This window comes from uncultured Ruminococcus sp. (assembly GCF_947301925.1).
Taxonomy (GTDB): Bacteria; Bacillota; Clostridia; order Oscillospirales; family Ruminococcaceae; genus Ruminococcus.
On sequence record NZ_CAMYUE010000001.1, the window covers coordinates 259,884 to 286,292 of the forward strand.

Sequence of the window (26,409 nt, forward strand, 5' to 3'; positions counted from 1 at the left end):
TCTTAAAGATTATAGTTGACTATTGATGCGTTATGTGGTAAAATAGTTATTACAGAGGTCTGCTATTAAAAGAATGGAGGATTTTGCTATGAAAAAAAACGCTTTCGAATATGTATGGACAGATAAAAAACGTTCACTTTTCGGTCTACCTCTTACTTTTACGCGTTATTATCTTACAGAAACAAAGTTTATAACCCGTACAGGCTTTCTCAGCATCGACGAGGACGAGATAGACCTCTACAAGATAACAGATAAAAAGGTTAAGTATCCTTTCTTCCAGCGTTTGTTCAACTGCGGAACCATAATAATATACAGCAGGGACGCTGATACTCCGTCCAAGGAAGTACACTGTGTCAAGAATGTGAGAAAGGTATCGGAGCTTATCGATAAATACCTCAATGTAATGCGTGATAGATACGGTATCAGAGGAAGAGATATGATGGGCTTACATTCAGGTCATGATCACTGCGATGATTACGATGATGTCCATGACCACGACGGAGATTTTTGATTTCAGAGGTGATTGGGAGAATGCTCTCGTTTATTACAGAAAAACAATCCAGCTGGGACAGACTGAAGGCTGAAAAGCGCCCCATATTTATTTATGGTATGGGTGACGGTGCTTTGAAGATAATGTCTGTTTTCCGTAACAAGAAGATAACTGTAGCAGGTATTTTTGCAAGTGATGACTTTGTGCGCGGGCATTCCTTCGAGGGCTACAGAGTCCATAAGCTTTCCGAGATCGAAGAGGCTGTTGACGATTTCGTTGTTGTACTTGCCTTTGCCGCAGGATATCAGGAGATCGTGGATAAGGTCCATTCCATTGCGGCAGCACATACTCTGTATGTACCGGATGTACCTGTAGTTGGCGGCGGTCTTTTTACTTATGAATACTGTACCGAACACGCAGATGAGATACAGCAGGTATACGACAGCCTTGCAGACGATTATTCCCGCAAGGTCTACGCTAATATCATCAACTTTAAGATCAGCGGAAAAATCGAGTACCTGTCAGCTGTTACAACGGCCAAGGCTGAAATATACAAAAAGATCATAAAGCCCAATCTCAATGAAGTATATGTTGATCTGGGAGCATATAACGGTGATACAATAAAAGAGATACTTGAGTTCACTCATGGCAAATATGTATCTATATATGCGCTTGAACCCGATAAAAAGAACTTCAAGAAGCTTGCAAAATTTGTTGACGGTATGCCTCATGTATATGCTTACAATGCGGCAGCATGGTGTATTGATACGGAGCTTCCGTTTGCAGCCAAGGCGGGACGTCAGTCTGCAATAAGCGCCAATTCCGATAATATGGTGGGAGCGCTTTCGGTTGACAGCATACTTGCCAAAAAGCCGGCAACCATAATCAAAATGGACGTTGAAGGCTTTGAGCGCGAGGCAATATGGGGAGCTTCCCTTACGATCTCGCATTTTGCCCCTAAGCTCATGGTATCTTTATATCACAGAAATGAGGATATTTTTGAACTGCCGCTGCTAATCAAAAAGCTTAATCCGTCCTATAAGCTTTATATAAGACATCAGCTTTATATTCCTGCTTGGGAAACCAATCTCTATGCAACACTATAAATAACAAGACCTTCCGATAGATCATAGCTTCGGAAGGTCTTTATTATTAGTGGTAATTATGACTCTGTTTCAGCACCATGTCCTTCACCTTCATAAGTGAAGTTGTGGTGCTTCTTTCGTTTTCTGACAGCTTCATGGTGATAAACTTGATAGTTTCTTCATAATCAGGTATCATAATATGCTCAAGAGCGTTTACACGGCGCCTTGTTTTTTCGATCTCGTCTGCCATGAGCTGGCAGGCTTTTTCTATCTCAGCAAGTCTTATCATCTTTGGAAATACTGCGCTAAGAGCACATACTGCTCCGTCCAGATCAATTGAGGTGAATGCCATGCCGTAAGAGTAGATATCATTTGTATCTTCCGTCCTGAATTTAGTTGTGAATTCGGGGATATATACGCTCATTACATTCTTTTCAGTCACTTTGATCTCGACTTCCTGTTTTGGAAGCATAAGAGCAGTTTCAAGCACCTCTCGCTGCATTACCGAGCCTGCGACGGCCATATAGCGATTTGCTTCGTTTATTGCCTGTTCGACCTCGGTCCTCAGCTGGCGGTTCTCTTTTATGAGTATCATGAACTGTCTCATAAGTTCGTCGCGCTTATCCTTCAGCAGCTTATGTCCTCTTCTGGCGGAAGCAAGCTTCTTCTTCAGCTTACTGAGCTCCATTCTGGTGGGATTAACATTAAGTCGTGCCAATCAGCTCACCTCATTTCTGAGTATCAAAGTACTTGACCAGATATTCCTCTCTGATTCGTCTCAGCTCACTTCTCGGAAGGAGCTTCAGCAGCTCCCAGCCTATTGAAAGAGTGTCCTCGATGCTTCGGTTATTCTCAAAGCCCTGAGAAACGTATCTCTTTTCAAATTCATCTGCAAATTTTGCATACAGAAGATCTGTAGGAGTAAGAGCGGCTTCACCCAGTACGACCATGAGTTCCTTGGCGTCCTTGCCTCTTGCGTAAGCAGAGAAGAGCTGATTCATAGTGTCCGAATGATCGGCACGGGTCTTGCCCTCGCCTATTCCCTTATCCTTCAGTCTGGAAAGCGACGGAAGAACATCAACGGGAGGATTTATACCCTTTCTGTAAAGCTCGCGGGAGAGTATTATCTGTCCCTCGGTTATATATCCTGTAAGATCGGGGATAGGGTGTGTTTTATCGTCCTCAGGCATGGTGAGTATCGGTATCATGGTGATACTTCCCTCTTTGCCGTTCTGACGGCCGGCACGCTCATATATAGTTGCAAGGTCTGTATACATATATCCGGGATAGCCTCTTCGTCCGGGAACTTCCTTACGTGCAGCCGATACCTCACGGAGAGCGTCTGCATAGTTTGTGATATCCGTAAGGATAACAAGAACGTGCATACCCTTTTCAAATGCAAGGTATTCTGCGGCGGTAAGCGCCATTTTAGGTGTTGCCAGTCGCTCGATAGCGGAATCGTTGGCAAGATTGATGAACAGAACTGTTCTGTCAAGAGCGCCTGTGCTCCTGAAGCTCTGTACAAAGTATTCGGACTCCTCGAAAGTTATACCCATTGCAGCAAATACAACGGCGAACTGCTCGTCTTTGCCGCGAACCTTTGCCTGACGCGCTATCTGAGCTGCAAGCTGTGCGTGAGGAAGGCCGCTGGCAGAAAATATTGGCAGCTTCTGGCCTCTTACAAGGGTATTGAGTCCGTCTATAGCTGAAACGCCTGTCTGTATGAACTCCTGAGGATACTGTCTTGCAACAGGATTCATAGGAAGTCCGTTTACATCGAGTCTCATTTCGGGAATGATCTCGGGACCGTCATCGATCGGTCTGCCGAGGCCGTCAAAAACTCGTCCGAGCATATCCTCTGATACGCCAAGCTCCATCTGATGTCCCGAAAAAACAACGCTGCTGTCCTGAAGGTTGATGCCTGCTGCGTTCTCAAAAAGCTGTACAAGAGCGTTTGTACCGTCTATCTCAAGAACACGGCAGCGCCTTTTTTCACCGTCTTTAAGCCTGATCTCTGCAAGCTCACCGTATGTTACGTTTTCAACATCTTTAACAAGAAGAAGTGGTCCTGCTGCTTCTTCAATGGTTCTGTATTCTCTCGGCATCAGTCTTCCTCCTTGTCGAGCAGTTCGTTAAGCTCTGATGATATCTCCACGGAGATCTTCTCGAATTCTGCGTCTGTTCTTTCTTCCTCGATATACTTGAATCTGCCTATTTTTTCTCTGACCTCGAGATTTGCGATCTCTTCGATATCTGCACCCTTTGCTACAGCGTCCGCAGCTTCGTCATTGAAATTGAGTATCAGCTTCATCATATAGAGCTGCTTTTTCAGACTTGTGTAGGTGTCTACCTCGTGGAATGCAAGCTGGTGCAGGAAGTCCTCTCGGATAGAGCGGGCTGTTTCCATTTTCAGTCTGTCTTTTGAAGAAAGAGCGTCCATTCCTACAAGCTTTACGATCTCCTTGAGTTCAGCTTCATCATGTAGGATCTCCATGAATCTGGCTCTCGACTTCATCCAGTCCTTTGAAACATTGTTATCATACCAGTTGGCGAGAGAGTCAGCGTACAGCGAATAGCTCGTAAGCCAGTTTATTGCGGGGAAATGTCTCTGATAGGCAAGATTTGCATCAAGTCCCCAGAATACCTTTACGATACGGAGCGTAGCCTGCGAAACAGGCTCCGATATATCTCCTCCGGGAGGCGATACGGCTCCTATAACGGAAAGTGCTCCTTCCCTGCCCTCGGTACCATTGGATATAACTCTGCCTGCACGTTCATAGAACTGAGCAAGACGGCTTCCGAGATATGCAGGATAGCCCTCATCGCCGGGCATTTCCTCAAGTCGGCCTGACATCTCGCGGAGAGCCTCGGCCCAGCGTGATGTGGAATCAGCCATAAGAGCAACAGAATAGCCCATATCACGGTAATACTCCGCAATGGTGATGCCTGTATAAACAGAGGCTTCTCTGGCGGCAACAGGCATATCTGAAGTGTTTGCGATCAGGACTGTTCTTTCCATAAGGGATTTGCCTGTGTGCGGGTCGATAAGCTCGGGGAATTCGTTGAGAACGTCCGTCATCTCGTTTCCGCGCTCACCGCATCCGATATATACTATGATATCTGCTTCCGCCCATTTTGCCAGCTGATGCTGAGTTACGGTCTTTCCGCTTCCGAACGGTCCCGGGATAGCTGCAACACCGCCCTTAGCTATGGGGAAAAGGCAGTCAACAACTCGCTGACCTGTTACAAGAGGCATATCGGGTGAAAGCTTTTTCTTGTAGGGTCTGCCGCGTCTTACAGGCCATTTCTGAATGAGCGAAAGCTCCTTGTCACCTTTTGAAGTCTCTATGATACAAACAATATCGTCGGCGTGGAATTTACCCTCGGATATCTTCTTTATTGTACCTTCTATGCCGTTAGGCACCATTATCTTGTGAAGAACTATATCTGTCTCTGGAACTGTACCGATAATATCTCCGCCTGTGACCTTATCCCCTGCTTTCACAGCGGGAGTGAACTTCCACAGCGGCTCTCTTTTCAGTGAGGGAACTTCTACGCCTCTCTGAAGATTATTACCGCAGACCTTTCTTATATCATCAAGAGGACGCTGGATACCGTCGAAAATGCTTCCGATAAGTCCGGGGCCGAGCTCAACGCTCATGGGCTCGCCGGTGGATTCAACGCCTTCGCCTGTACCGAGTCCGGAGGTTTCTTCGTATACCTGTATTGAGGCACGATCACCGTGCATCTCGATTATTTCGCCGATAAGACGCTTTTCGCTTACTCTGACAACGTCAAACATATTAGCGTCACGCATACCCTCGGCCACGACCAGCGGTCCTGATATCTTAACTACTGTGCCTTTACTGTTCATTTCTGCTTATCCGCCTCTTTCCTAATTCAATATATCTGAGCCAACAGCTTTCTCGACCGCCTCATGGAGAGCTCTCATACCGTCACCTGTATTTCCCTCGATTGCAGGTATCAGAACGATAGACGGAAGCTTGCTGCTTCTGTATTTTGCTATAGTATTGCTCACAAGAGCGGCAGCAGGTTCGGTGATATATATCACTGCAAAATCATTTGCTGCAAGTCTTGATATTAGCTTTGTGATCTTTTCCGGCTCTGTCTCACGGAACACAGAAAGGCCAAGTGCAGCAAAGCCGGAAACACTGGCGCTGTCGCCGATTACAGCCGCTTTATACATATAGCTTTCTCATCCTTTCCGTGATAGTATCCCTGTCTGCACCGAATTCCTTGCAAACAGACAATATCCTGAGATTTTTTATCTCCGTTTCCTTGGCGATATAGTATGCAGCAAGCGGCTCGGAGCCGAATGCCAGCACACGCGCTGATTCAGCAAGCTCCATGATCGCATCATCACACCATTTTTCGTATTTTGCAGATGACATCTTCAATAATGCCGCTGCTTCGCTGTAGGGCGTAGTTTCAAGGTGCGAAAAAAGCTGATCCGTACCGCTGAGGGAAGCTTTTATGAGGGAGTCCTTTTCGAGATCGTGACTTCCGCATATGGCTGTTTCCATAAACTGAGCCGACTTGTTGAGCATACAGCATCTGTATGCTGTTTTTATGTCGGCACAGGCTGTCTGGAGCTGCGCATATCTCTGCATGAACTCGCTGCCGGATTCAGCGGCACTTTTCTGCATGGCTTCAAGAGCAGATCTGTCTATCAGCGAATCAGAAAGCTGACCGTCCAGAGTCCTTGTTACAAGCTCATAGGCGTCAGCGGCGGCTTTTCGCATATATTCGGGAAGTCCGCTCTGATCCTTTGAATTGATAGCTTCCTTCAGTTCTTCAAGTCCCACATTTGAGGGCGCTATATAATACTGATCCGGTTCGCGGTTGGATATGATCGCCTTCAGAACTGCTTTCAGATTGTGAAAATCATTTCTGTACAGAAGTATTTCAAGTTCCTTGCAGTCCGGAGCATATTCCTTCAGCATATTCCATACAGCCGAAAGATCCTCCGGGGCAGAGACTCCCTTTCCCGAGGTGATCATAGCGGTGATTTCTGCTTTTGAACGGGCGTTTATCATCTGTTCAATGTCACTTTTGCCAAGAAGTGAGTTTTCCATTGCTCTGACAGCGCCGACAGCATTTGCGTATTTTGTACCCTTCATGCTATCACCTACCCGAACAAAGCTCTTGCTGCCGTATCTCTTATCTCGTCCTTATCGGCTTCTATGATAGCACGGAAGCTGCAATTCTCAGAAATAAGGCCGTAGCTGAGAATAAAACCGTCCTCTATATCAGCAGGCTCCTTTGAGAGCTCTATAGTGCCGCCGTCCTTTGCAGCCAGATCTGTTATCTGTTTTCCAAAATCAGAAGGAAGTCGGTTCAGATCATTGCTGCACAGGCTGAGAATACCCTTCCCTTGTCTTATATGACGGCTTATGAGCCGTATAAGAAGCTCAAAATACTCCTTATCGGGAAGCGCTTTAAGTTTAGCGATGGTTTTTTCGATAGTATCATTAATGAGACCTACCTTGCAGGAAAGCAGCTTTCGCTTCATTGAGGAGTCAACGGACACGCAAGAGTTTTCAAACTCTTTTTCTGCGCTTATCTTAGCATTGTCAAGATAATCCTTATAGGCCTTATCAGCCTTTTCATTGCCCTCAGACAGGATAGACTCTGCTTTTTTTCTGGCGGCCTTGATGATACTTTCCTCGGTCTGTTTCTGCTGTTCTTCGATGAGAGTTAAGATCTCGTCAAGTCCTGACATATCCTTACCTCCGTTATACAGCTATATTCAGTATCATGAGAACTGATATGAGAAGTGCAAGGATAGCGTATGTTTCAACCATCGCAGCCATGATGATGGCCTTTCCGTTATGATCGGGCTTCTTGGCTGTAATGCTTACACCTGCTGCTGCTGTCCTTCCCTGCATGATTCCAGAGATAAGGCCTACTACAGCTATAGGAAGCGAAGCTGCAAGGAAAGCGAGTCCCTGCTGTACGCTGATATCGGCTGCATTTCCGCTGAGGACATTGGTCTTGATAAGAATGAACATGGCAGCGATAAGTCCGTAAAGTCCCTGTGTACCGGGAAGGAGCTCCAGCAGAAGCACCTTGCTGAACTTTGAAGGATCCACAGACACCACTCCCGATGCAGCTTCACCAACAAGGCTTACTCCCTTTGCAGAACCGATTCCTGCAAGTAATGCTGCAAGAGCAGCTCCGATCAAAGCTAAAACTAATCCGTTAGTCATTTGTATTTTCCTCCTTGAATTTGATATACTTTGTGTTAACTGTCAGCGGGGCAAATTCCCTGCCGCCGCCTGTGTAGAATTTACTGAAAAGCTCAACAAACTGTAATCTGTCGGTGTGAACATATGCTCCGAGCAGGTTGATCGCAAGGTTGGCCGTATGTCCGACGACAAAAACAACTATCAGAAGAATGAGCTTTACTATTTTGTTTTCCGGCATAGTTCCGATAAGGTTGATAACGCTGGCTATGCTTCCTGTTGCAAGTCCGAGAGCAAGAAGTCTCGAATAGGAAAGGATATCTCCAAGATAACCTGTGGCCGTATTATAAAGTGCATACAGACCTCCGAAGAACTTTCCGAATATGGATTTTGAAGTCCTTCCTGCTGTGAGTACAAGCAGCGCAACGCCTGCTATGAGCATATACAGTCCTGTTTTGGTAAGTAATGACGGAACTGATATGAACATACCTGCACCGATGGGAGCAACACCGATAACTATAAGATATATCGGCAGAGCATCAAATACCGCGTCCAGCTTTTTGCCTGTATCCCATGTCATCTTGAAGGCGACTGCCACACCCAGAAGAAGATGCAGTATACCCAGTCCGAAGGATACCAGCAGCAGCTTTACGGGATCGGTAAGAGGTTCAAACCACAGAGCGATGCTTCCGATCTTTTTATCAAAGAACTGCTCGGAGACTACCTGGACAATATCACCGAACCAGCTTCCGAAAAGCGCTCCCCAGAAAACTGTGGAAACACCGCAGTTCCGGAACATGGTAAGAGTCTTTTTCATGCTTGATTCAAGCTTGAATTTCTTCAGGGCGATAGTAGTTCCTATCACCATCAAAAGACCATAGCCTGCGTCTGAAAGCATCATTCCGAAGAAAAGATAATAGAAGAATGACATTACAGGCGTGGGATCGACGTCTCCCTTTGAGGGCATGGCATACATTTTTGTTATTCCCTCCACAGGAGCGGAAAACCTGCTGTTTTCAAGCAAAACAGGAACATCCTCATCATCGGACGGATCTGTAAAAGTTATTGAAGCCGTATATTTTGCCTCGATCTCCTTTTTCAGTGACTCTGCGTACTTTTCGGGGATATAGCCTGTCAGTACAAAAGTGGTCTCTGTAAAGCCAAGTCCGCTGAGAGCGTCATATTTTTCCTTTCTCATCTGAAGGTAGTCGATAACAAAGCGCAGCTGTTTGCGGTTTTCAGCGAGCTTTTCGATATCGGAGCGTGCTGCTACCGATTTTTTTTCAAGCTCCTGTATCTCCTGCTTATAGCCTTCAAGCAACTCTGACGGCGTCTTGCCCACAGATTCCGAAAGCGAAGCAAAAGTCATTTTTCGCAGTATGTCTCCTGCTTCATCGTAAACGCCCTTGCTGCACAGAATAAACAGATTAGTCTGCTCCTTTGAACCGCTTACGACCTCGACGCTGCATTGCCCGGGAAGCTGAGCCTCAAGCTCCTCCGCGCTTATCTGGTACGGAAGAGTGCCTATATACGCTGATGTTGTTGCCGTGCCTCTGAAATTCAGCGGAACATCAAGAGGCAGCCAGCTGTCCAGCATATCGCATTTTATCTCCAGCTGAGCTTCGGCAGCGGCAGCCTCATCAATGGACTTCTGATTCCTGATTATCTCATTTGCAGCGCTCATCACCTTTTCCATCTGCATGGCTTCCCTGCCGAATTCATGTTTTTCAACCTCGGTCTTTCCGCTGAACATATCGGCCAGCCCGACCTTTTCGGGAGCATGGGTATCGATGATCTCCAGAGCCTGCGCAGCTGTACTCCTGAATTTTTCAAATTCTCCTACAACAGCCGCAACATTTGTATTTTCAAGCTCTTCGTCATCGTTGCGGGAGATCTCGACGACACCGCGCCGCTGAAGAAGTTCGATTATCTTTTTACTGTCTGTAAGCATAGCTATAAGCTCTATTTTTTTCATTTTGAGCTTCGCCATATTTTACATCACTCTCCTTTCGGAAAACGTTATCAGAAATATCTGTTTATTATTTCATCTATGGCTTTATCCGAGTTAGAAGCCGCCATTTGTTTGATATCATTTATCATCCTATCACAGTCTGCTTCGGCTTTTTTTCTGTATTCTTCGAGCTGTGTGTCATATTTCTGCCTAAGCTTTGAAGCCTCTGAGGTAGCTTCGCTTATTCTTTTCTGTATTGCCAGAGACGAGCTGCCCGAGGCAGAGCTTATTATATCCTCACGCTGTCGTCTTGCTTCGGCATTTTTTTTATCAGAAAGAGCTTCTGCTTCAAGTATCTTCTTAACCGCTTCCGATGCCATCTGATTACCTCCTTTAAAAATGACCATCAGTCATTTACTTAGCTTAGTATACCACAAATGTTATACGCAGTCAATAGATATTATGTTAATAAATTCTGTAAATAAACAGAAAGGGAGCTTTCCCTACAGACAGCTCCCTTGCAAATCATCTATCAACATTTAATATTATACCTCAAAGAGCTAAAAATGTCAATAATAATTTTGAATTTTTAATTGTTTTTATACACCGAATATTTCATATTCGCCTGACTTCAGGGAGATAGACTTGTATTCCCCTTTTGAAAGCGTTTTATCACGATCTTTTATGTACGATTTCAGTATTGCGCGGCTCATATTTGTGATATCGCTTCTTTCGATGGCTTCTTCCGGTGTAAGAAGCAGTACTTCACTGTTTTCGTAGCCGTCAGAAACCGGTTCGCCAGAAATATATTTGAGCCTGAAAACAATTATCCACTGTTCTGCGCGGAACTGTACAGCGAATACCGATTCTGCTTCAGCGTTGACCCCTGTTTCTTCCAGGAGCTCACGCTTTACTGCATCCGAAGGAAGCTCGCCTTCCTTGACATATCCGCCCGGGATAAGTATCCTTTCCTTGGCAGGTCCGTATGTATGCCTTACAAACAGTATCCTGCCGCCAATCTCTGCTATCCCGCAGACAGCATAAAAACGATTACTCATTTTCTTCTGTTTTCACAACGCTTATACCGAGCACTTCAAGACTCTCGTCATCAACTGTTGAAGGACACTCGGACATGAGCTCGCTTGCATTCTGAACCTTCGGAAATGCAGTCACATCACGGAGACTGTCCGCATTGCACATTATCATAGCAATTCTGTCAAGGCCGATACCCATTCCGCCGTGAGGGGGCGCACCGTATTTATATGCGTCAACAAGGAAGCCGAACTTAGCCTGTATCTCCTCGTCGGTCATGCCGAGAGCTTCAAACATCTTCTGCTGGAGTTCAAAATCAGTTATACGCATCGAACCGCTTGAAAGCTCTGTACCGTTGAGGACAAGATCCCATGACTTTGCTCTGACATTTGCTGGATCGGTATCAAGGTACTCTATGCATTCCTCCATGGGCATGGTGAAGGGGTGGTGCGCAGCTACCCATGTATCATTATCCTCGTCGTATTCAAAGAAAGGCATCTCGGTGATCCACAGGAAATTATACTTATCCTCGGGGATAATATCGAGCTTCTTTGCACAGATAAGTCTTATTGCACCGAGAGTTGCAAGTACAGTCTTTGTTCTGTCTGCACAGATAAGAACAAGATCTTCTTCTTGTGCATCTACAGCGGAGCATATCTTCTCAAGATCACCGTCTGCAAGGAATTTCTTGAATGAGCAGTTGGGCTCATCTGCCCAGCGTATATACGCAAGTCCCTTTGCTCCGATACCCTTTGCGTGTTCAATAAGCTTGTCTATCTCCTTGCGGGTGTAGACTGAAGCACCGTTCTTTACATTTATAGCGCGAACGGTGCCGCCGTTTTCAACAGCACTCTTGAATACAACAAAATCTATATCCTTTACAGTATCGGTGATATCCTGTATCTCAAAGCCGAAACGTGTATCCGGCTTATCAGAGCCGTAACGGTTCATTGCATCTGCAAAAGTGAGTCTTGGAAGCGGTGTGGGGATATCCACGCCCATAACTTCCTTGAAAAGACGCTGGATATAACCCTCGACACATTCCTGGATATCCTCTGCATCAACAAAAGACATTTCAAGGTCTACCTGTGTAAATTCAGGCTGACGGTCTGCTCTGAGATCCTCGTCGCGGAAGCAGCGTGCAAGCTGTATATAACGGTCAAAACCGGAAACCATAAGAAGCTGCTTATAGATCTGAGGAGACTGCGGAAGCGCGTAAAACTTGCCCTGATGCACTCTTGAAGGGATAAGATAGTCTCTTGCTCCCTCCGGAGTTGATTTCATCATCATAGGTGTTTCGATCTCGAGGAATCCGTTCTCATAGAAATACTCTCGTGTTACTCTTGCAATCTCATGGCGCTTGATTATGTTCTCCTGGAGAGGAGCGCGTCTGAGGTCAAGGTAGCGGTACTTCAGACGAAGCTCATCGTTTACCTTTGTTTCATTTGTTATTTCAAACGGAGGTGTCTGAGCTTTTGCAAGTATTCTCAGGTCACTAACAAATATCTCTACGTTTCCCGTCTTGAGCTTGTCGTTCTTGCTCTCACGCTCTCTGACCTGTCCCTTTGCCATTACAACGTATTCGCTTCTGCACGAAGCCGCCTTGTCAAAGAGCTCCCTGTCTGTTTCGTCATTGAACAGAAGCTGAACAACACCTGTTCTGTCACGAAGCACGATAAAGATAACTCCGCCCTTGTTTCTTATTCTGTCAACAAATCCGCCTACAACTACTTCCTTGCCGATCTCGGTAACGTCACCGCAGTAGTGTGTGCGCTTCAGACCTTTCATACTGTCTGCCATTTTACTTATCCTCCCCTGTAAATGCGAACATCGACTGATTTTCGTCATCTATAACATCAAGTATTTTATTGAAATACTCGTTTTCAAAGTTTGCTGTGAACTTTTCGTTGAGGAGCATTTCCTTCTCCTCGCCGCTCTCCATTTCTTTAAGACGCGCCTTGCCGTCGTTGAGCTCGTTGTCGCCGATAACCATAGTATATACAGCGCCGATCTTATTCGCATACTTCATCTGGGCCTTGACGCCCCTGCCCATAAGATCATATTCGGCACGATAACCGAATTCGCGCAGTCCCTTGACAAGCTCCATGGCCTTTTCGAGTGCAGCGTCACCCATTGTTGCAAAATAGATATCGCACTTTTTGGGTGTAAGGTACTCGCAGCCCTGCTTGTCCATAACAAGAAGAAGTCTCTCAAATCCCATACCGAAGCCAAGTGCGGGGATATGCTGTCCGCCCAGCTGCTCGATAAGGCCGTCATATCTTCCGCCTGCGCAGACCGTGCCCTGAGCGCCGATCTCTGTAGTGATGAACTCGAATACTGTCTTTGTGTAGTAATCAAGACCGCGGACGATCTTTGGATCTACTATAAAATCTACGCCAAGCTTTGCAAGATAACTCTTGAACTGCTCGAAATGATCCTTGCATTCATCACAGAGATAATCAAGTATCACGGGAGCGTCCTTTCCTATCTCCTTACATATCGGGCTCTTGCAGTCAAGAAGCCTCATAGGATTCTTTACAAGCCTTTCCTTGCAGGTATCGCAGAGTTCCTCTTTATGAGGTTCAAAGTACTCACGAAGAGCCTTATGATACTTTGCACGGCACTCCGGGCATCCGATGGAATTCACATGAAGCTCTATATTCTTAAGTCCGAGTCTGTCGAGAAGGGTCTTGGCAAGAAGAATGACCTCGGCATCAGCAGACGGTGCGGGGCTTCCTGCCATTTCAACTCCGAACTGGTGGAACTCGCGGAGTCTTCCTGCCTGCGGGCGCTCATGTCTGAAGCATGAGAGCATATAGAACACCTTCTGAGGAAGAGCTTCATTCAGAAGTCCGTTCTGGAGCATAGCCCTTATGGTGCCTGCTGTGCCCTCGGGACGGAGGGTGAACTCTGTTTCCTTAGCCTTTACCGTATACATTTCCTTCTGTACGACATCGGTGGTTTCTCCGACTGAGCGAAGGAACAGCTCGGTATTTTCAAAAGTCGGGATCCTTATTTCAGAAAAGCCGAAGCTCTCTGCGGTATCTCGTGCGATCTTCTCTATAGTATTCCATTTGTATACATCTTTCGGAAGAACGTCTTCGGTGCCGTTGGGGCGTTTGATATTCATTGCCATATATTTCAAGCCTTTCCTTGTATGTTTTAACATGAAAATTGTCCCTTAATGAAGGGACAATTAAATATCAGATGCTCGGGTTACCGACTTCACGCCAATCAAGGTCACCTCTTTCGAGAGCGAGTATAAGCGCTTCTGCGGTAGCGATATTTGTTGCAACAGGTACGTTATGAACGTCGCAGAGTCTCAGAAGGTTCATTCCGTGTACGTCTGCTGCCTTAGGATTGATAGGATCTCTGAAGAAAAGGAGAACATCGACCTCGTTGCACGAAAGAAGTGCAAGGATCTGTTCAGCACCGCCTTGTCCGCTGAGATATCTTTTTATCGGAAGACCTGTAGCTTCGCTTACCTGCTTGCCTGTAGTATTTGTAGCTATGAGAGTGTGCTTTGACAGTATTCCGCAGTATGCACTGCAGAACTGTACCATGAGCTCCTTTTTAGCGTCATGCGCAATAATCGCGATCTTCATTATATATGTCCTTTCCCCGCAAAGCGGAATTTTACTAATTATACAGTCTTAACTGTAAGCGGAACGAATTCTCCGCCGAGTCTCTTGGATATAGCATCGAATGCTCTGAGGGCTTCGCTGTCTGTAGGGATAGGATTACCCTTTCCGGTAGCAACAGTCATCTTGAAATCGTCTGGGATAACGCCGATGAGCTGAACACCCACCTTGTCGATTATCTCGTCCAGGTTGGAGATAAGCTCGCTTCCGATGATCCTCTTGCTAATCTTGTTGATGATAAGGCGCTGGCTCTTATTGCCTCTGTTGTAGAACTCGTCAGACATAAGACTTGCGTCTCTGATGCAGACGGGATCGGGAGTAGAGATAACAAGTATAAGGTTTGCCTGCTCAACGATATCAAAAACGTGAGAGTTTATACCTGCGCCGGTATCGATAATGATGTATTCAAAATATTTCTTTACCGAGCGGCATATCTCAACGATCTGCTCGGCATTTACAGCAGTCAGAGTCTTGGGCGCACAGAGGATATTCAGATTTGTAGCCATAGGGATCTGTGCAACAGCTTCAAGAGCGGTTTTTTTGCCGCTTAGAACATCTCCAAGGTCATACTTGATATTATCCTCAACTCCGAAAATGATATCGAGACATCTCAGACCGAAATCCAGTTCAATGATAAGAGTTCTGTGACCCTGCTTGGCGAGTGTATAACCAAGACCTGCACAAACGGTAGATTTTCCTGTACCGCCTTTTCCTGAGGTAATAGCAATAATTTTAGACATTTCGTTTCCTTTCCGATATCCGCAAGCCAATGCAGAATAACTGCAAAAACGGCACCGGACTCTGATAATTATTAATAATAATAATCCTACTGTACATTATAACACATAATTAGCTAAATGTCAAAGACCTTTTTGAAATAAAAGATAAAATTGTGCAAAACAGCTTTTTTGAAAGCTTGTAATTGTACAATTATAACAAAGGATACCCTAATTCAGCCATTATCTTGTTCACAGTTTTTTCAATATTACAGCCGTTCTCGTCTATGATGATATCAGCGTATTTTTCATAGAGAGGTATACGCTCTTTGAAGAGATCGCTAAGGGACTGGCCTTTTCTGATAACAACTCCCCTGTTCTTTATATTTCCCAGGCGGTATCTGAGCTTTTTATAATCAAGTTTAAGGTAGATAACAACACTGGCTTTTGAAAGATTTTCCATTGCTTCTTCGCCGTAAACTACACTTCCGCCTGTTGCGATAACGGAATTTTCAACGCTGAGATCACTCAGGATACGGTTTTCGGTATCAATAAAGCCATCTATCCCCTTTTCGGCGATAATGTCCTTCAGAAGACGGTTCTCTTTTTTCTGGATAACAAGATCGGTGTCAACAAAGCTGAATCCAAGCAATTTCGCAAGGATCACGCCCACGGTACTTTTGCCTACGCCTGGCATACCGATCAGGATGATATTTCTGAACACTTGATACTCTCCCCAATAGTTTGTTACATTATTATTTTAACTCACATTGTGCAAAATGTCAATAGATAATTCAGCCATATATTGCGATATTGGTTTTTTATATACTGTTTATTGACAAAAATCGGGTTATATGATAACATATTTTCACAAGGAGTGATATCATGACCGTTAATCCATTTGCTTTTTCTTTTGATAACAAGCGCTATCATACGCTGAATTATTACAATAAAACAAAATACGGCGAAAAGATACAGAAGGCTGTGCTGGACTGCGGATTCACCTGCCCTAATATTGACGGAACAAAAGGTACGGGCGGCTGTATATTCTGCGACGGAGGAAGCGGTTACTTTTCACACTCCTGCATTGACATAAGCGGACAGCTTGAGCTTGAGAGAAAGCGGATAATCTCCAAATATGGCGAAGGTACTCGTTTTGTTGCATATTTCCAGGCTAATACAAACACCTACGCTTCTGTTGATGTACTAAGAAGATATTATGAAGCAGTTCTGACTTTTCCCGATGTATGCGGTATTTCTATAGGTACAAGAGCTGATTGCCTTTCCGATGATGTAATGAATCTTCTTTGCGATATTAACAGCAGAACCGATCTCACAGTTGAGCTCGGGATGCAGACCTGCCACGATGAGACAATAAAGCTTATCAACAGATGCTGCTCACACAGAGAATTTGTTGATGGCTACAGCAAGCTGAAAAGTGCGGGTATAAGGACCTGTCTCCATCTCATAAACGGTCTGCCGTATGAAACTGCGGATATGATGCTTGAAACTGCAAGGTGCACAGCAGATCTGTGTCCTGATGCAGTAAAGATCCAGATGCTTCACGTTATAAAAGGGACAGAACTTGAAAAAATGTTCTTATCTGATGCTTTTAAGCTTCCTGAACGCGATGAATATATTGATATTACGGTAAAGCAGCTTGAACTGCTGCCTCCGCAGACGGTTATCGAGCGTATCACAGGTGACGGAGACAGATCAAAGCTCATAGCGCCGCTGTGGACGGCGGATAAAATTTCTGTTCTCGGCGGCATAGATAAAAGACTTGCCGAGCTTGATACATGGCAAGGGCGGTTATATAAATAGAATATAACGGGCAGAGATCATTCTCTGCCCGTTTTCCCTTTATATATCGTTTCTTATGATATCATCAAGAGACTCTCTCTTAACAGCTATCCTTGAAGCTCCGTTGTTGACAAACACAACAGCAGGCTTCTGAAGTCTGTTGTAATTCGAGGACATGGAGTAATTGTATGCTCCTGTAGCGCATACAGCAATGATATCGCCTGATTCTGCGTGCTGAAGCTTCATGTTCTCGCCTATAAGATCGCCGCTCTCACAGCATCTGCCGGCGATGGTGACCTTTTCTGTCTTGTCCTGATCTGCCTTGTTTGCAACGATCGCGTCATATTCCGAACCATAGAGGATATATCTCGGACTATCGGCCATACCGCCGTCAATAGATATATATGTTCTGATATTCGGTATTTCCTTGCGGGCGCCTACGGTATAAAGAGTAATTCCTGCCGAAGCTACGATTGAACGTCCGGGTTCAATGAACATTTTGGGAAGCTTTATACCAAGACGGCTGCATTCGCTCTTTACAACATCGGATACCTTTTCGAGATATGTCTCAAAAGGCGAAGGATCGTCCTTTTCGGTGTATCTGATACCGAAGCCGCCGCCAAGATTCAGCCCCTCGATCTCATATCCGAGCTTTTCCCTGATCTCGGAAATAAAGCCGAGCATGACTCTTGCTGCTTCTTCAAACGGTGCTATATCGAATATCTGTGAACCGATATGACAATGCAGGCCGTAGAGATTTACGTTCTCGCAGCTGACAGCTTCCTTTACAGCTTCAAAAGCCTCTCCTGTTTCGAGCGCAAAGCCGAATTTACTGTCTATCTGACCTGTTTTTACAAAATCATGTGTATGAGCATCGATACCGGGTTTGATACGGAACATTATGTTCGGACGAACGCCGCTGTCCCCTGCTATCTTTTCGAGTCTTTGAAGCTCGCTTATATTATCGACGATTATATGTCCGACACCGTGCTCAACAGCAAATCTCAGTTCTTCGTCGGTCTTGTTATTGCCGTGAAAACCGACTTTCTCCATCGGAAATCCCGCCTTGAAAGCTGTATAGAGCTCTCCGATCGAAACAGCGTCGAGACCGTCGCCTTCATCGGCAACTATTCGGCACATCTCCATGCAGGAAAATGCCTTGCCTGCAAAGTGAACCTCGCCCTTTCCGTCGTAATACTTATTCATGCTGTCATGGAAACGGCGGAGATTATCTCGTATAAGCTGCTCGTCCATAACATAGAGCGGAGTGCCGTATTCTTTTGCAAGCTCCACCGTATCAGCTCCGCCAATGGTAAGATGTCCTGCGGAGTTGACATCCAGATTTTCGGATACAAACATTTTTAACATCCTTTCGGGTATAATTTATTCGTCAGCAACGTCATTGTCGTCTGCTATCTCTTCAACGATCTGTCTGAGTTCTTCAACTCCCTCGAATGTCTGGGAAGAAAAAGGAATGGAATGGATATCTTCAAAGCAAGGTATCTCGTCCTTGAACGCTTCGAGACGTTTTTCACGTTCTGTTTTGTTGAGTTTATCGGCTTTTGTAAGCACAAGAACAAAAGGCATTTCGGTATCGATAAGATAGTTTATCATCTGCACATCGTCTTTTGTAGGCGCGTGACGCATATCCACAAGCATGAACACAAGGCGGATATCCCTGTCGGAGCCGAGATAGCCCTCGATAAGTCCCGACCAGCGTTCTTTTTCTGATTTTGCCACCTTTGCGTAGCCGTATCCGGGAAGATCAACGAAATATATGTTTTCCAGCCCGTAGAAATTTATAGTTGCCGTTTTTCCCGGCACAGAGCTTACTCTCGCAAGATTCTTGCGGTTGAATAGCTTATTGATAAGTGTCGATTTGCCGACATTTGAATGTCCCGCAAAGGCTATCTCCATCCTTTCGGGCGGAGGCAGCTGGGAAAATTTGCCGTATGCGGCGGTAAACTCCGCTTTGTTATAATTAAGCTTCACGGCGTTACCTCCTTATATGATTTATTTTATGAGAGCAGTATCGAGGACGTCCTTGAGCTCCTCTGCATATACGAAGTTTATTGCGTTCTTTACGGTGTCATCAACTTCTTCAAGATCAGGTTTATTGGCAACAGGGATTATCACTGTCTTGATCCCTGACTTGTAAGCAGCCATAGTCTTCTCACGAAGGCCGCCTATAGGCAGTACCTTTCCGTGAAGTGTGACTTCGCCTGTCATCGCAACATCTGATCTTACTTTCAGTCCCGAAAGAGCCGATACAAGCGCTGTTGTCATGGTAACGCCCGCTGAAGGACCGTCCTTTGGCACAGCACCCTCAGGAGCATGGATATGAAGATCGTCGTTCTTGTAGAAATCGGGGTCGATACCGTATTTTTCGGCGATATTGCGAACATAGCTGACAGCTATCTTCGAGCTTTCCTTCATGACCTCGCCAAGGGATCCTGTGAGTTCGATCTTTCCGGTTCCCTTCATGGTTATGACTTCGATCGGCATAAGTACACCGCCCACAGAAGTCCACGCAAGGCCGTTTACAACGCCGACCTGATCGTTCTTGGATGAAAGATCACCGAGATATTTTCTTATACCCAGATATGAGTTGAGATCCTTCGCCTTTATGGTGACCCGCTTTACTTCTGCTGCCGCTATCTTCTTGGCAGTCTTTCTGCAAAGCGAAGCGATACACCTTTCGAGGGAACGGACACCGGCTTCTTTGGTGTAATACTGTATTAGCTCGTTTATAGCGTCATCTGTTATCCTGAGCTGTGAAGCCTTCAGTCCGTGCTCCTTCAGCTGCTTCGGAACAAGATGCTCCTTGGCAATGTGGAACTTTTCCTCGGCTGTATAGCTCGGAAGCTCTATGACCTCCATTCTGTCCAGCAAAGGAGCAGGTATAGCGCTGACATTGTTGGCTGTTGTGATGAAAACAGCCTTGCTGAGATCAAACGGCACTTCTATGAAATGGTCGCGGAAAGCGTTGTTCTGCTCAGCGTCGAGGACTTCAAGCATTGCTGATGAAGGGTCGCCCTTTATATCACTGCAAAGCTTATCTATCTCATCAAAAAGTATGAGCGGATTTGCCGAGCCTGCCTGCGTCAGAGCAGTTATAATACGTCCGGGCATAGCGCCTACATATGTTTTTCTGTGGCCTCTGATATCGGCTTCGTCACGGACACCGCCGAGAGATACTCTCGCATATTTCCTGCCCATAGCCTTGGCTATGGATTTTGCTATCGAGGTCTTTCCTATGCCAGGAGGGCCTGCAAGACAGATTATCTGTCCTTTTATCTCGGGATTGAGCATATGGACGGCAAGGAACTCAAGAATACGTTCCTTGACTTTTTTCAGGCCGTAATGATCCTTTTCGAGGACAGCTTCCGCCTTTTCCATAGAGAGCTTCGCCTTTGTGTACTTTCCCCACGGAAGATCAAGCACAGTATCGAGGTAATTCTTTATTACAAATGCTTCCTGAGATGAGGGCGGCAGCTTTGTAAGCTTATCCGCTTCTTTAAGAAGCTTTTCCTTGCTTTTTTCATCGAGCTTCAGCTCCATGATATCGTTTATATACCCGAAGGCCTCTTCACCCTCGTCTTCGCCCAGCTGTTCCTGTATCACTCTCAGCTGCTCGCGGAGATAAAACTCACGCTGTCCCTTGTCAATACTGTTTTTTGTCTGCTCGTTGATAAGATTCTCAAGCTCGAGAATCTCCACTTCGGACGTAAGACAGGCAAAAAGCACGGATAGCTTATTGACTACGTTGGTCTCCTCAAGCAGAGTCTGCTTATCTCTGTAATTGAGATTGCAGTTGAAAGTAACGGCCTCAAAAAGCTTTACAGGAGAATCCTGTGTCATGATAGAGGTCAGAAGCTCCTTTGGCATTCTCGGGAAGAATGAAGCATATCTTTCAAAAACGTCCTTCACAGAACGCATGAGAGCCTCTGCTTCCACTTCATCGAACTTTACTCTCGAATATGTAGGCGTTCTCTTGACCTCAGCCTTGAGGACCTCTCCGTCATCTATAAGACGGATAAGATTTGCTTTGTATACACCCTCGACGAGAACCTTCATGACATTATCAGGCAGCTTGAGCACCTGTTTTATTTCTGCAACGACTCCCACCTTATAAAGATCCGAAGCCTTGGGTTTTTCTACATACGCCTCGTGCTGAGTTACAAGAAAAAGCTTTCCGCCTTCCTTGAGTGCTCTTTCGACCGCAGACATAGACTTGCTTCTCGATACATCGAAGTGCATAACCATTTTCGGAAAAGCTACAAGACCTCGCATAGCCACTGTATAGAGGATATTGGCCTCCTCGATATTCTTATCGCTCTTTATTGTCTGTTCCATAAAATCACCGCATTTCCATTGCTAACATATTTATCCTTTTGACCGACCATATCGGTTTCATATTATTATACTATAAAAGCAAAAAAAATTCAACCCCTCGTCCGTAAATATGCACAACTAATTCGTTTATACGTTCTGTAATAACCTCGTCCAAAAAAGGTATATATAGTATACAATAATACAAAAAGGTTATTTTCTATACAGAAATTTGCGGTCAGATGGGCTGAATCCCCATTTTTTGCGAACTTTACGAAATAATATTTACATTTTGTTGAGAATATGATATCATATACACAAAGGTGTGCGCTTTTGAGACTGTGACTTTTGGCATATTGCTGTAAAGAATTTCCTTTTGTTTCAAAAAAGGCTTTACTTTTACGGAATAATGTGCTAAAATGTAAAGCAGGGAATTGTTGCAACGCCTTTATGGCAGATTGGAGAATTAATATGATCGACAAAATCAAATCTGAAAGCATGGATCTGCTCTTTGAAGCAATTCTTACCCTCGACTCTGTCGACGACTGTTACAAATTTTTTGACGACCTGTGTACAAGTATAGAACTCAAGGCGTTTGCTCAGCGCCTTCATGTTGCTAAGCTTCTCGACGAGCACAGAGTATATAACAGCATCGTCACCGAAACTGGGGCAAGCACTGCTACAATAAGCAGAGTCAACCGTTCACTGAAGGACGGAAATGACGGCTACAATATTGTTTTTGACAGACTGAAAAAGAAGGATCTGCTTAAGTAAATGGCTATATTGGAACATCTCCGAGGCGGGAGATGCTCCAAGAGATAGAAATTACACTTGAAAGGAAGATTTAAATGAAAAAGGCGAAGATATTCAAAAAATCATTAGCCTGCCTTTCCGCAGCTGCTACCCTTTTGTCGTGCGGCATAATGACAAACGGTAATGCTGCTGTAATCACGGAGGGCAAAGAAAACAATTACGACAATTTTGCCGAAGCGCTTCAGCTTGCATTATGCTTCTATGATGCAAACAAGTGCGGTGACAAGGTATCCAATGACGGCTATTATTCATGGCGTGCTAACTGTCACGTTATCGATGCTGAGATCCCGCTTCAGCCAATGACCCCTATGCCGACTGTCGGAAAGGGCAAGACTGACGATCAGCTCAAAACAGATCAGGGACTCGGTCAGGGCGATGAAGGAAAGGCTAAACCAAACCTTGGCGATGACGATCCCGATCTTTATGTAGGCGTAAATATGTCATCTTCTTTCATTGAAAAGAATAAGAAATATCTCGATCCCGACGGAAACGGTACTGTTGATCTTACTGGCGGCTGGCATGATGCCGGTGACCACGTTAAGTTCGGACTCCCGGGAAGCTATTCTGCTTCAACTGTAGGTTGGGGTTATTATGAATTCCGTGATTCATATGAAGAACTCGGTCTCGATAAGCACGTTGAAGATGAGCTTCGCTGGATCAATGACTACTTCATGAAGGCAACTTTCCTTGACGATGACGGAAAGGTTGTTGCTTACTGCTATCAGGTCGGTGAAGGTAATAACGACCATAACTACTGGTGTCCTCCCGAGCTTCAGCAGGATAACACAATGGTTGCTTCATCTTCATGTGCGGTTAAGCGTCCTGCTTACTTTGCTACAACAGAAATGCCTGCTTCCGATCAGTGTGCAGGTGCTGCCGCTTCACTGGCTATCAACTACCTCAACTTCAAGGACACAGCTCCTGAGTATGCTGAGGAGTGTCTCAAGTACGCAAAGGCTCTTTATGATTTTGCAGTAGAAACTCACATTGAGGAATGGAAGCCCGGTATGGTACCAAGCAACTCAAGCCTTGGCTATGACGGCGGCTTCTATACATCAAGCTATGACTACGACGAGCTTGCTTGGGCTGCTGTATGGCTTTACTACTGTACAGAAAACTATGATTATATAGATGATATTATCGCAGTTGATACTTCTAAGCCGATTTCTGACAGTGGTTCATATGATGAACAGGCTCAAACCGGTCAGCAGCCTTCTTACGCTTATACAGGCTATATGAAGCGTATCATTACTGATACAGGTAACTGCTGGCAGAATATCTGGGTTCACTGCTGGGATACAGTATGGGGCGGCGTTTTCGCTAAGCTCGCACCTATAACAAATACAGCGCGTGACTGGTACATCTTCCGTTATAACCTTGAGTTCTGGTCAGGCTGCTCAAAGACAACAGATTGCTCAGCATGGGGCTATGAGCCTGTACACGGTCATAAGTATTTCGGCAGAGACGATTATCTCTGGAATATGCCGATGACTTGTGATCAGATTTCTGATCTTCCTGACAGCGAAACAAGCGGCGACTTCATTGCTAAGTCTCCTAACGGCTGGGCAGTTGTTTCAGGTTACGGTTCGGCTCGTTATAATACAGCTGCCGGTCTGTGTGCTTGCGTATATGCAAAGACAACAGGCGATGAAACGTTCCTCCCCTGGGCAAAGGCTCAGATGGAATACATCCTCGGAAAGAACCCCATGGGCTATGCTTACGAAGTAGGTTATGAATACAACTTTGCTTCACATCCGCATCACCGTTCATCACACTGCTCGGCTACACAGAGCATGGATGATCCTATAGTACAGGTACATACCCTCTGGGGTGCTCTCGTAGGCGGTCCTGACCTTAAGGACGTTCACGTTGACAAGACAAGTGACTATATCTACAACGAGGTTACTGACGACTATAACGCAGGCTTCTGCGGTGACCTTGCCGGACTTTACCACTACTATGGTACAAAGGGCAAGGAAAATGAAAAAGATAACTACATTATCGAAGACTTCAATATGTCTGAGAATGCGATCGGCTACGATCAGGTAGACGAGGACGGCAATCCGCTTCCTGTAGGATACTTTGTATCAGGCGGTAAAGCACAGGAAAAGAAAGACGGTATCCAGCTCAAACTCGTTCTTCATAACAGAACAACAAATCCTCCGAGATTTGAGTGTGATGTTAAGGCAAGATACTACTTCAACATCCAGGAGCTCATCGATCAGGGCTACGGAATCGATTACATCACCGCTCGTATCGACTACGATCAGGAGGCAGGCTACACAAACAACAAGTCACATGCAACTCTTTCTGATCCTGTAAAGTACGACGACAAGGGTACTTACTATGTTGACGTAACATGGAAGGATTGTAAATTCTACGGCAGCCGTGTATATCAGTTCGCTCTTACAACAAAGATGGATCCTGAAACAAACATCTATCCTGAGTGGGATTCTTCAAACGACTACAGCTATCCTGACCTCATAAGCTTCGAAGAGGTGAACGCAGCTTCAGCTATCACAGATAAGGTTACACTTTATGCTGATGATAAGCTTATCTGGGGCGTAGAGCCTGACGGAACAAAGCCCGAGGATACATCATCAATAGCTGAGCCCGGAGCAACTGTTCCAACTAATCCTTCAAATCCCGGCGGACCCGGTTCTTATGATTTACTGTACGGTGATACAAACTGTGACTCAAAGGTTGAGCTTGCTGACGCCATCCTAATAATGCAGTCCCTTGCAAATCCAAACAAGTATGGCTTAACCGGCTCTTACTCCAAGCACATTACAGAAAAGGGACGTATTAACGGTGACTGTGATCTTACACAGGAAGGTCTGACAAGTAATGATGCGCTTGCAATTCAGAAATCTCTTCTCAATCTCGTAACATTACCTATAAAACCTGCAAAATAAAAAATAACGGAGGACTTATAAAGTCCTCCGTTTTCTTTATATAACAAAGTTAAGGGGCATACCGTTTTTCATGATAGCATGGAGCTCTCCTTGTATAAGCGGCATAAGATAATCATAAGCGGGCGGAAGAACGTTGTTACCTGCCTCGTTGATCCACTCTCTCGGGAAAAACTTTTCCGAATTTGCCGCTTTTGAAGCTTCAACTGTATCGATCCTGTAGCTGTATGGCATATTTGATTCACGAACAAATGTCATCATACAGCCTGATTTACCGCCGAGACCGGCTTCAACCGCGGCCATACCGATAGCTTCGGATGACTGTATATCCTCAAGCGATGCTATATGCGAGCTGCATCTCTGCATTACATTCAGCTCTATAGAACGAACTTTGCAGCCAATCTCAGCCGCCACAAGCTTTTCGAGAAATTTTCCTATGCCTGCAAGATAACAGTGTCCAAATACATCACGCTGTCCCGACTGATACTCCTCAGCTGCAAATTTTCCCTCGGCAGTCTTAACACCTTCGGAGACTACAACGATGACTGCACGATGCTTTTTCATCTGATCCTTTACGTCAGCAAGAAATCGCTCTATGCTGAACACAGTTTCGGGAAGATATATAAGATGAGGAGCACTTTCACCGTTTGCACGGATACAGCAGGCAGCCGCAGCAAGCCAGCCTGCATGACGGCCCATTGTTTCTATTATAGTTACAGAAGGGATACTGTAAACATTGCTGTCTCTCGTTATCTCCTGAACAGTTGCTGCAACATATTTTGCAGCCGAACCGAATCCCGGAGAATGGTCTGTCTCACACAGATCGTTGTCGATAGTCTTTGGAATTCCTATTATCTTTATATCGTTTATATTCATATTCTCAAGATAGGCTGAGTATTTGGCTACGGTATCCATAGAATCATTTCCGCCGATATAGAAAAAAATACCTATATCATGACTGCGAAGCACATTTGTTATCTTTTCATATAATTCTGTGCTTACTTTATGATCGGGAAGCTTTTTGCGGCATGAACCGAGTACAGCTGAAGGGGTCCTGAGAAGGAGCTGATAGGCTACATCACTATTGATTTTTTCTTCAAGATCTACCATTTCGTCATTGATAACACCTTCTATACCGTTGATGACACCGAAGATCTTATTGATCTTTTCAGAATTCTGAGCTGCGCTGAAAACTCCTGCCAATGAAGCGTTGATCGCGCAGGTCGGACCTCCTGACTGAGCTACTGCAATATTCATGATCTCTATTTGGCGGAACAAAACTTGTTCACGCCTTTCCTCCCTTTTTATTTGCCATAGGCTTTATTTATATTATATCATAGAGATATGAGCATTTCAATGCGAAGAAGCGCCAAAAAAGCTTCATGCAAATCGCAATATTTGGTTTATAAGCAATAAACGCCTATTGTA

24 protein-coding genes are annotated in these 26,409 nt (G+C 45.2%); 5 read left to right on the top strand and 19 right to left on the bottom strand.

Annotation, left to right across the window (positions count from 1 at the left end):
- The first annotated feature begins 88 nt into the window (after positions 1-88).
- A complete protein-coding gene (locus Q0Y65_RS01240; RefSeq protein WP_297955831.1) occupies positions 89-511 on the top strand; it encodes a PH domain-containing protein in 423 nt (140 codons plus the stop codon).
- Between the two features lie 20 nt (positions 512-531).
- Positions 532-1,596: an FkbM family methyltransferase gene (locus tag Q0Y65_RS01245; protein WP_297955834.1), complete on the top strand. Its 1,065-nt coding sequence runs from the start codon at positions 532-534 to the stop codon at positions 1,594-1,596.
- A gap of 46 nt (positions 1,597-1,642) precedes the next feature.
- Here Q0Y65_RS01245 and Q0Y65_RS01250 read toward each other — a convergent pair whose 3' ends face one another.
- From Q0Y65_RS01250 to Q0Y65_RS01320, 15 genes are all read right to left on the bottom strand, one after another.
- A complete protein-coding gene (locus Q0Y65_RS01250) occupies positions 1,643-2,293 on the bottom strand; it encodes a V-type ATP synthase subunit D (RefSeq protein ID WP_297955837.1) in 651 nt (216 codons plus the stop codon).
- Between the two features lie 10 nt (positions 2,294-2,303).
- The gene (locus Q0Y65_RS01255; protein ID WP_297955839.1) at positions 2,304-3,680 is read right to left on the bottom strand and encodes a V-type ATP synthase subunit B; all 1,377 of its coding nucleotides are present in this window, start codon (positions 3,678-3,680) and stop codon (positions 2,304-2,306) included.
- Positions 3,680-5,449, bottom strand: coding sequence for a V-type ATP synthase subunit A (locus Q0Y65_RS01260; protein WP_297955840.1), 1,770 nt, complete (start codon positions 5,447-5,449; stop codon positions 3,680-3,682). The genes Q0Y65_RS01255 and Q0Y65_RS01260 overlap by 1 nt, the downstream gene beginning before the upstream one ends.
- 21 nt (positions 5,450-5,470) lie before the next feature.
- Positions 5,471-5,782 (bottom strand): V-type ATP synthase subunit F, encoded by a 312-nt coding sequence (locus Q0Y65_RS01265; protein WP_297955842.1) that lies wholly within the window; start codon positions 5,780-5,782, stop codon positions 5,471-5,473.
- Positions 5,775-6,716 carry a V-type ATPase subunit gene (locus tag Q0Y65_RS01270; protein ID WP_297955845.1) on the bottom strand — a complete coding sequence of 314 codons (942 nt, stop codon included), beginning with the start codon at positions 6,714-6,716 and terminating at the stop codon, positions 5,775-5,777. Before Q0Y65_RS01270 ends, Q0Y65_RS01265 begins: the two co-directional genes overlap by 8 nt.
- An 8-nt stretch (positions 6,717-6,724) precedes the next feature.
- Positions 6,725-7,318, bottom strand: coding sequence for a V-type ATP synthase subunit E (locus Q0Y65_RS01275; protein WP_297955848.1), 594 nt, complete (start codon positions 7,316-7,318; stop codon positions 6,725-6,727).
- A 13-nt stretch (positions 7,319-7,331) separates the two neighbouring features.
- Positions 7,332-7,805 (bottom strand): V-type ATP synthase subunit K, encoded by a 474-nt coding sequence (locus Q0Y65_RS01280; RefSeq protein WP_297955851.1) that lies wholly within the window; start codon positions 7,803-7,805, stop codon positions 7,332-7,334.
- Positions 7,798-9,771 carry a V-type ATP synthase subunit I gene (locus Q0Y65_RS01285; RefSeq protein ID WP_297955854.1) on the bottom strand — a complete coding sequence of 658 codons (1,974 nt, stop codon included), beginning with the start codon at positions 9,769-9,771 and terminating at the stop codon, positions 7,798-7,800. Before Q0Y65_RS01285 ends, Q0Y65_RS01280 begins: the two co-directional genes overlap by 8 nt.
- 32 nt (positions 9,772-9,803) lie before the next feature.
- Entirely contained in the window at positions 9,804-10,112 is a 309-nt protein-coding gene (locus Q0Y65_RS01290) for a hypothetical protein (RefSeq protein WP_297955856.1), read from the bottom strand.
- A gap of 219 nt (positions 10,113-10,331) precedes the next feature.
- Positions 10,332-10,790, bottom strand: a complete 459-nt coding sequence (locus tag Q0Y65_RS01295; RefSeq protein WP_297955859.1) for an NUDIX domain-containing protein — start codon at positions 10,788-10,790, stop codon at positions 10,332-10,334.
- A complete protein-coding gene (aspS, locus tag Q0Y65_RS01300; protein ID WP_297955862.1) occupies positions 10,783-12,564 on the bottom strand; it encodes an aspartate--tRNA ligase in 1,782 nt (593 codons plus the stop codon). The genes Q0Y65_RS01295 and aspS overlap by 8 nt, the downstream gene beginning before the upstream one ends.
- Before the next feature lies 1 nt (position 12,565).
- Positions 12,566-13,900 (bottom strand): histidine--tRNA ligase, encoded by a 1,335-nt coding sequence (hisS, locus tag Q0Y65_RS01305; protein WP_297955865.1) that lies wholly within the window; start codon positions 13,898-13,900, stop codon positions 12,566-12,568.
- A gap of 67 nt (positions 13,901-13,967) precedes the next feature.
- Positions 13,968-14,369: a methylglyoxal synthase gene (locus Q0Y65_RS01310; protein ID WP_009984662.1), complete on the bottom strand. Its 402-nt coding sequence runs from the start codon at positions 14,367-14,369 to the stop codon at positions 13,968-13,970.
- Between the two features lie 38 nt (positions 14,370-14,407).
- Positions 14,408-15,145, bottom strand: a complete 738-nt coding sequence (locus tag Q0Y65_RS01315) for an AAA family ATPase (RefSeq protein ID WP_297955869.1) — start codon at positions 15,143-15,145, stop codon at positions 14,408-14,410.
- A 190-nt stretch (positions 15,146-15,335) separates the two neighbouring features.
- Entirely contained in the window at positions 15,336-15,845 is a 510-nt protein-coding gene (locus Q0Y65_RS01320; RefSeq protein WP_297955872.1) for a shikimate kinase, read from the bottom strand.
- A gap of 161 nt (positions 15,846-16,006) precedes the next feature.
- Between Q0Y65_RS01320 and Q0Y65_RS01325 the strand changes: the two genes are divergently transcribed.
- A complete protein-coding gene (locus tag Q0Y65_RS01325; protein WP_297955875.1) occupies positions 16,007-16,945 on the top strand; it encodes a TIGR01212 family radical SAM protein in 939 nt (312 codons plus the stop codon).
- 39 nt (positions 16,946-16,984) lie between these two features.
- On the opposite strand, the gene lysA is transcribed toward Q0Y65_RS01325, so the two are convergent.
- The 3 genes from lysA to lon are packed head-to-tail and all read right to left on the bottom strand — an operon-like array spanning position 16,985 to position 21,280.
- Positions 16,985-18,283: a diaminopimelate decarboxylase gene (gene lysA, locus Q0Y65_RS01330; RefSeq protein ID WP_297955878.1), complete on the bottom strand. Its 1,299-nt coding sequence runs from the start codon at positions 18,281-18,283 to the stop codon at positions 16,985-16,987.
- 24 nt (positions 18,284-18,307) lie between these two features.
- Positions 18,308-18,916, bottom strand: coding sequence for a ribosome biogenesis GTP-binding protein YihA/YsxC (yihA, locus tag Q0Y65_RS01335; RefSeq protein ID WP_297955880.1), 609 nt, complete (start codon positions 18,914-18,916; stop codon positions 18,308-18,310).
- A 21-nt stretch (positions 18,917-18,937) separates the two neighbouring features.
- Positions 18,938-21,280 (bottom strand): endopeptidase La, encoded by a 2,343-nt coding sequence (gene lon, locus Q0Y65_RS01340; protein WP_297955883.1) that lies wholly within the window; start codon positions 21,278-21,280, stop codon positions 18,938-18,940.
- Positions 21,281-21,727: 447 nt separating this feature from the next.
- Between lon and Q0Y65_RS01345 the strand changes: the two genes are divergently transcribed.
- Positions 21,728-22,030, top strand: a complete 303-nt coding sequence (locus Q0Y65_RS01345; RefSeq protein ID WP_297955886.1) for a YerC/YecD family TrpR-related protein — start codon at positions 21,728-21,730, stop codon at positions 22,028-22,030.
- Between the two features lie 74 nt (positions 22,031-22,104).
- Positions 22,105-24,984: a glycoside hydrolase family 9 protein gene (locus tag Q0Y65_RS01350; protein WP_297955889.1), complete on the top strand. Its 2,880-nt coding sequence runs from the start codon at positions 22,105-22,107 to the stop codon at positions 24,982-24,984.
- A 36-nt stretch (positions 24,985-25,020) separates the two neighbouring features.
- Here Q0Y65_RS01350 and Q0Y65_RS01355 read toward each other — a convergent pair whose 3' ends face one another.
- A complete protein-coding gene (locus Q0Y65_RS01355; protein WP_297957039.1) occupies positions 25,021-26,238 on the bottom strand; it encodes a 6-phosphofructokinase in 1,218 nt (405 codons plus the stop codon).
- Positions 26,239-26,409: the final 171 nt, after the last annotated feature.

Excerpts from the sequence above, each read along its gene's own strand:
- Q0Y65_RS01355 (WP_297957039.1), bottom strand. The coding sequence starts at position 26,238 with ATGAATATTGCAGTAGCTCAGTCAGGAGGTCCGACCTGCGCGATCAAC.
- lon (WP_297955883.1), bottom strand. The coding sequence starts at position 21,280 with ATGGAACAGACAATAAAGAGCGATAAGAATATCGAGGAGGCCAATATC.
- Q0Y65_RS01245 (WP_297955834.1), top strand. The coding sequence starts at position 532 with ATGCTCTCGTTTATTACAGAAAAACAATCCAGCTGGGACAGACTGAAG.
- Q0Y65_RS01270 (WP_297955845.1), bottom strand. The coding sequence starts at position 6,716 with ATGAAGGGTACAAAATACGCAAATGCTGTCGGCGCTGTCAGAGCAATG.
- Q0Y65_RS01285 (WP_297955854.1), bottom strand. The coding sequence starts at position 9,771 with ATGGCGAAGCTCAAAATGAAAAAAATAGAGCTTATAGCTATGCTTACA.
- Q0Y65_RS01275 (WP_297955848.1), bottom strand. The coding sequence starts at position 7,318 with ATGTCAGGACTTGACGAGATCTTAACTCTCATCGAAGAACAGCAGAAA.
- Q0Y65_RS01350 (WP_297955889.1), top strand. The coding sequence starts at position 22,105 with ATGAAAAAGGCGAAGATATTCAAAAAATCATTAGCCTGCCTTTCCGCA.
- lysA (WP_297955878.1), bottom strand. The coding sequence starts at position 18,283 with ATGTTTGTATCCGAAAATCTGGATGTCAACTCCGCAGGACATCTTACC.
- Q0Y65_RS01240 (WP_297955831.1), top strand. The coding sequence starts at position 89 with ATGAAAAAAAACGCTTTCGAATATGTATGGACAGATAAAAAACGTTCA.
- Q0Y65_RS01265 (WP_297955842.1), bottom strand. The coding sequence starts at position 5,782 with ATGTATAAAGCGGCTGTAATCGGCGACAGCGCCAGTGTTTCCGGCTTT.
- Q0Y65_RS01290 (WP_297955856.1), bottom strand. The coding sequence starts at position 10,112 with ATGGCATCGGAAGCGGTTAAGAAGATACTTGAAGCAGAAGCTCTTTCT.
- Q0Y65_RS01315 (WP_297955869.1), bottom strand. The coding sequence starts at position 15,145 with ATGTCTAAAATTATTGCTATTACCTCAGGAAAAGGCGGTACAGGAAAA.
- Q0Y65_RS01295 (WP_297955859.1), bottom strand. The coding sequence starts at position 10,790 with ATGAGTAATCGTTTTTATGCTGTCTGCGGGATAGCAGAGATTGGCGGC.
- Q0Y65_RS01345 (WP_297955886.1), top strand. The coding sequence starts at position 21,728 with ATGATCGACAAAATCAAATCTGAAAGCATGGATCTGCTCTTTGAAGCA.
- Q0Y65_RS01280 (WP_297955851.1), bottom strand. The coding sequence starts at position 7,805 with ATGACTAACGGATTAGTTTTAGCTTTGATCGGAGCTGCTCTTGCAGCA.
- Q0Y65_RS01260 (WP_297955840.1), bottom strand. The coding sequence starts at position 5,449 with ATGAACAGTAAAGGCACAGTAGTTAAGATATCAGGACCGCTGGTCGTG.
- Q0Y65_RS01325 (WP_297955875.1), top strand. The coding sequence starts at position 16,007 with ATGACCGTTAATCCATTTGCTTTTTCTTTTGATAACAAGCGCTATCAT.
- hisS (WP_297955865.1), bottom strand. The coding sequence starts at position 13,900 with ATGGCAATGAATATCAAACGCCCCAACGGCACCGAAGACGTTCTTCCG.
- aspS (WP_297955862.1), bottom strand. The coding sequence starts at position 12,564 with ATGGCAGACAGTATGAAAGGTCTGAAGCGCACACACTACTGCGGTGAC.
- Q0Y65_RS01255 (WP_297955839.1), bottom strand. The coding sequence starts at position 3,680 with ATGCCGAGAGAATACAGAACCATTGAAGAAGCAGCAGGACCACTTCTT.
- Q0Y65_RS01310 (WP_009984662.1), bottom strand. The coding sequence starts at position 14,369 with ATGAAGATCGCGATTATTGCGCATGACGCTAAAAAGGAGCTCATGGTA.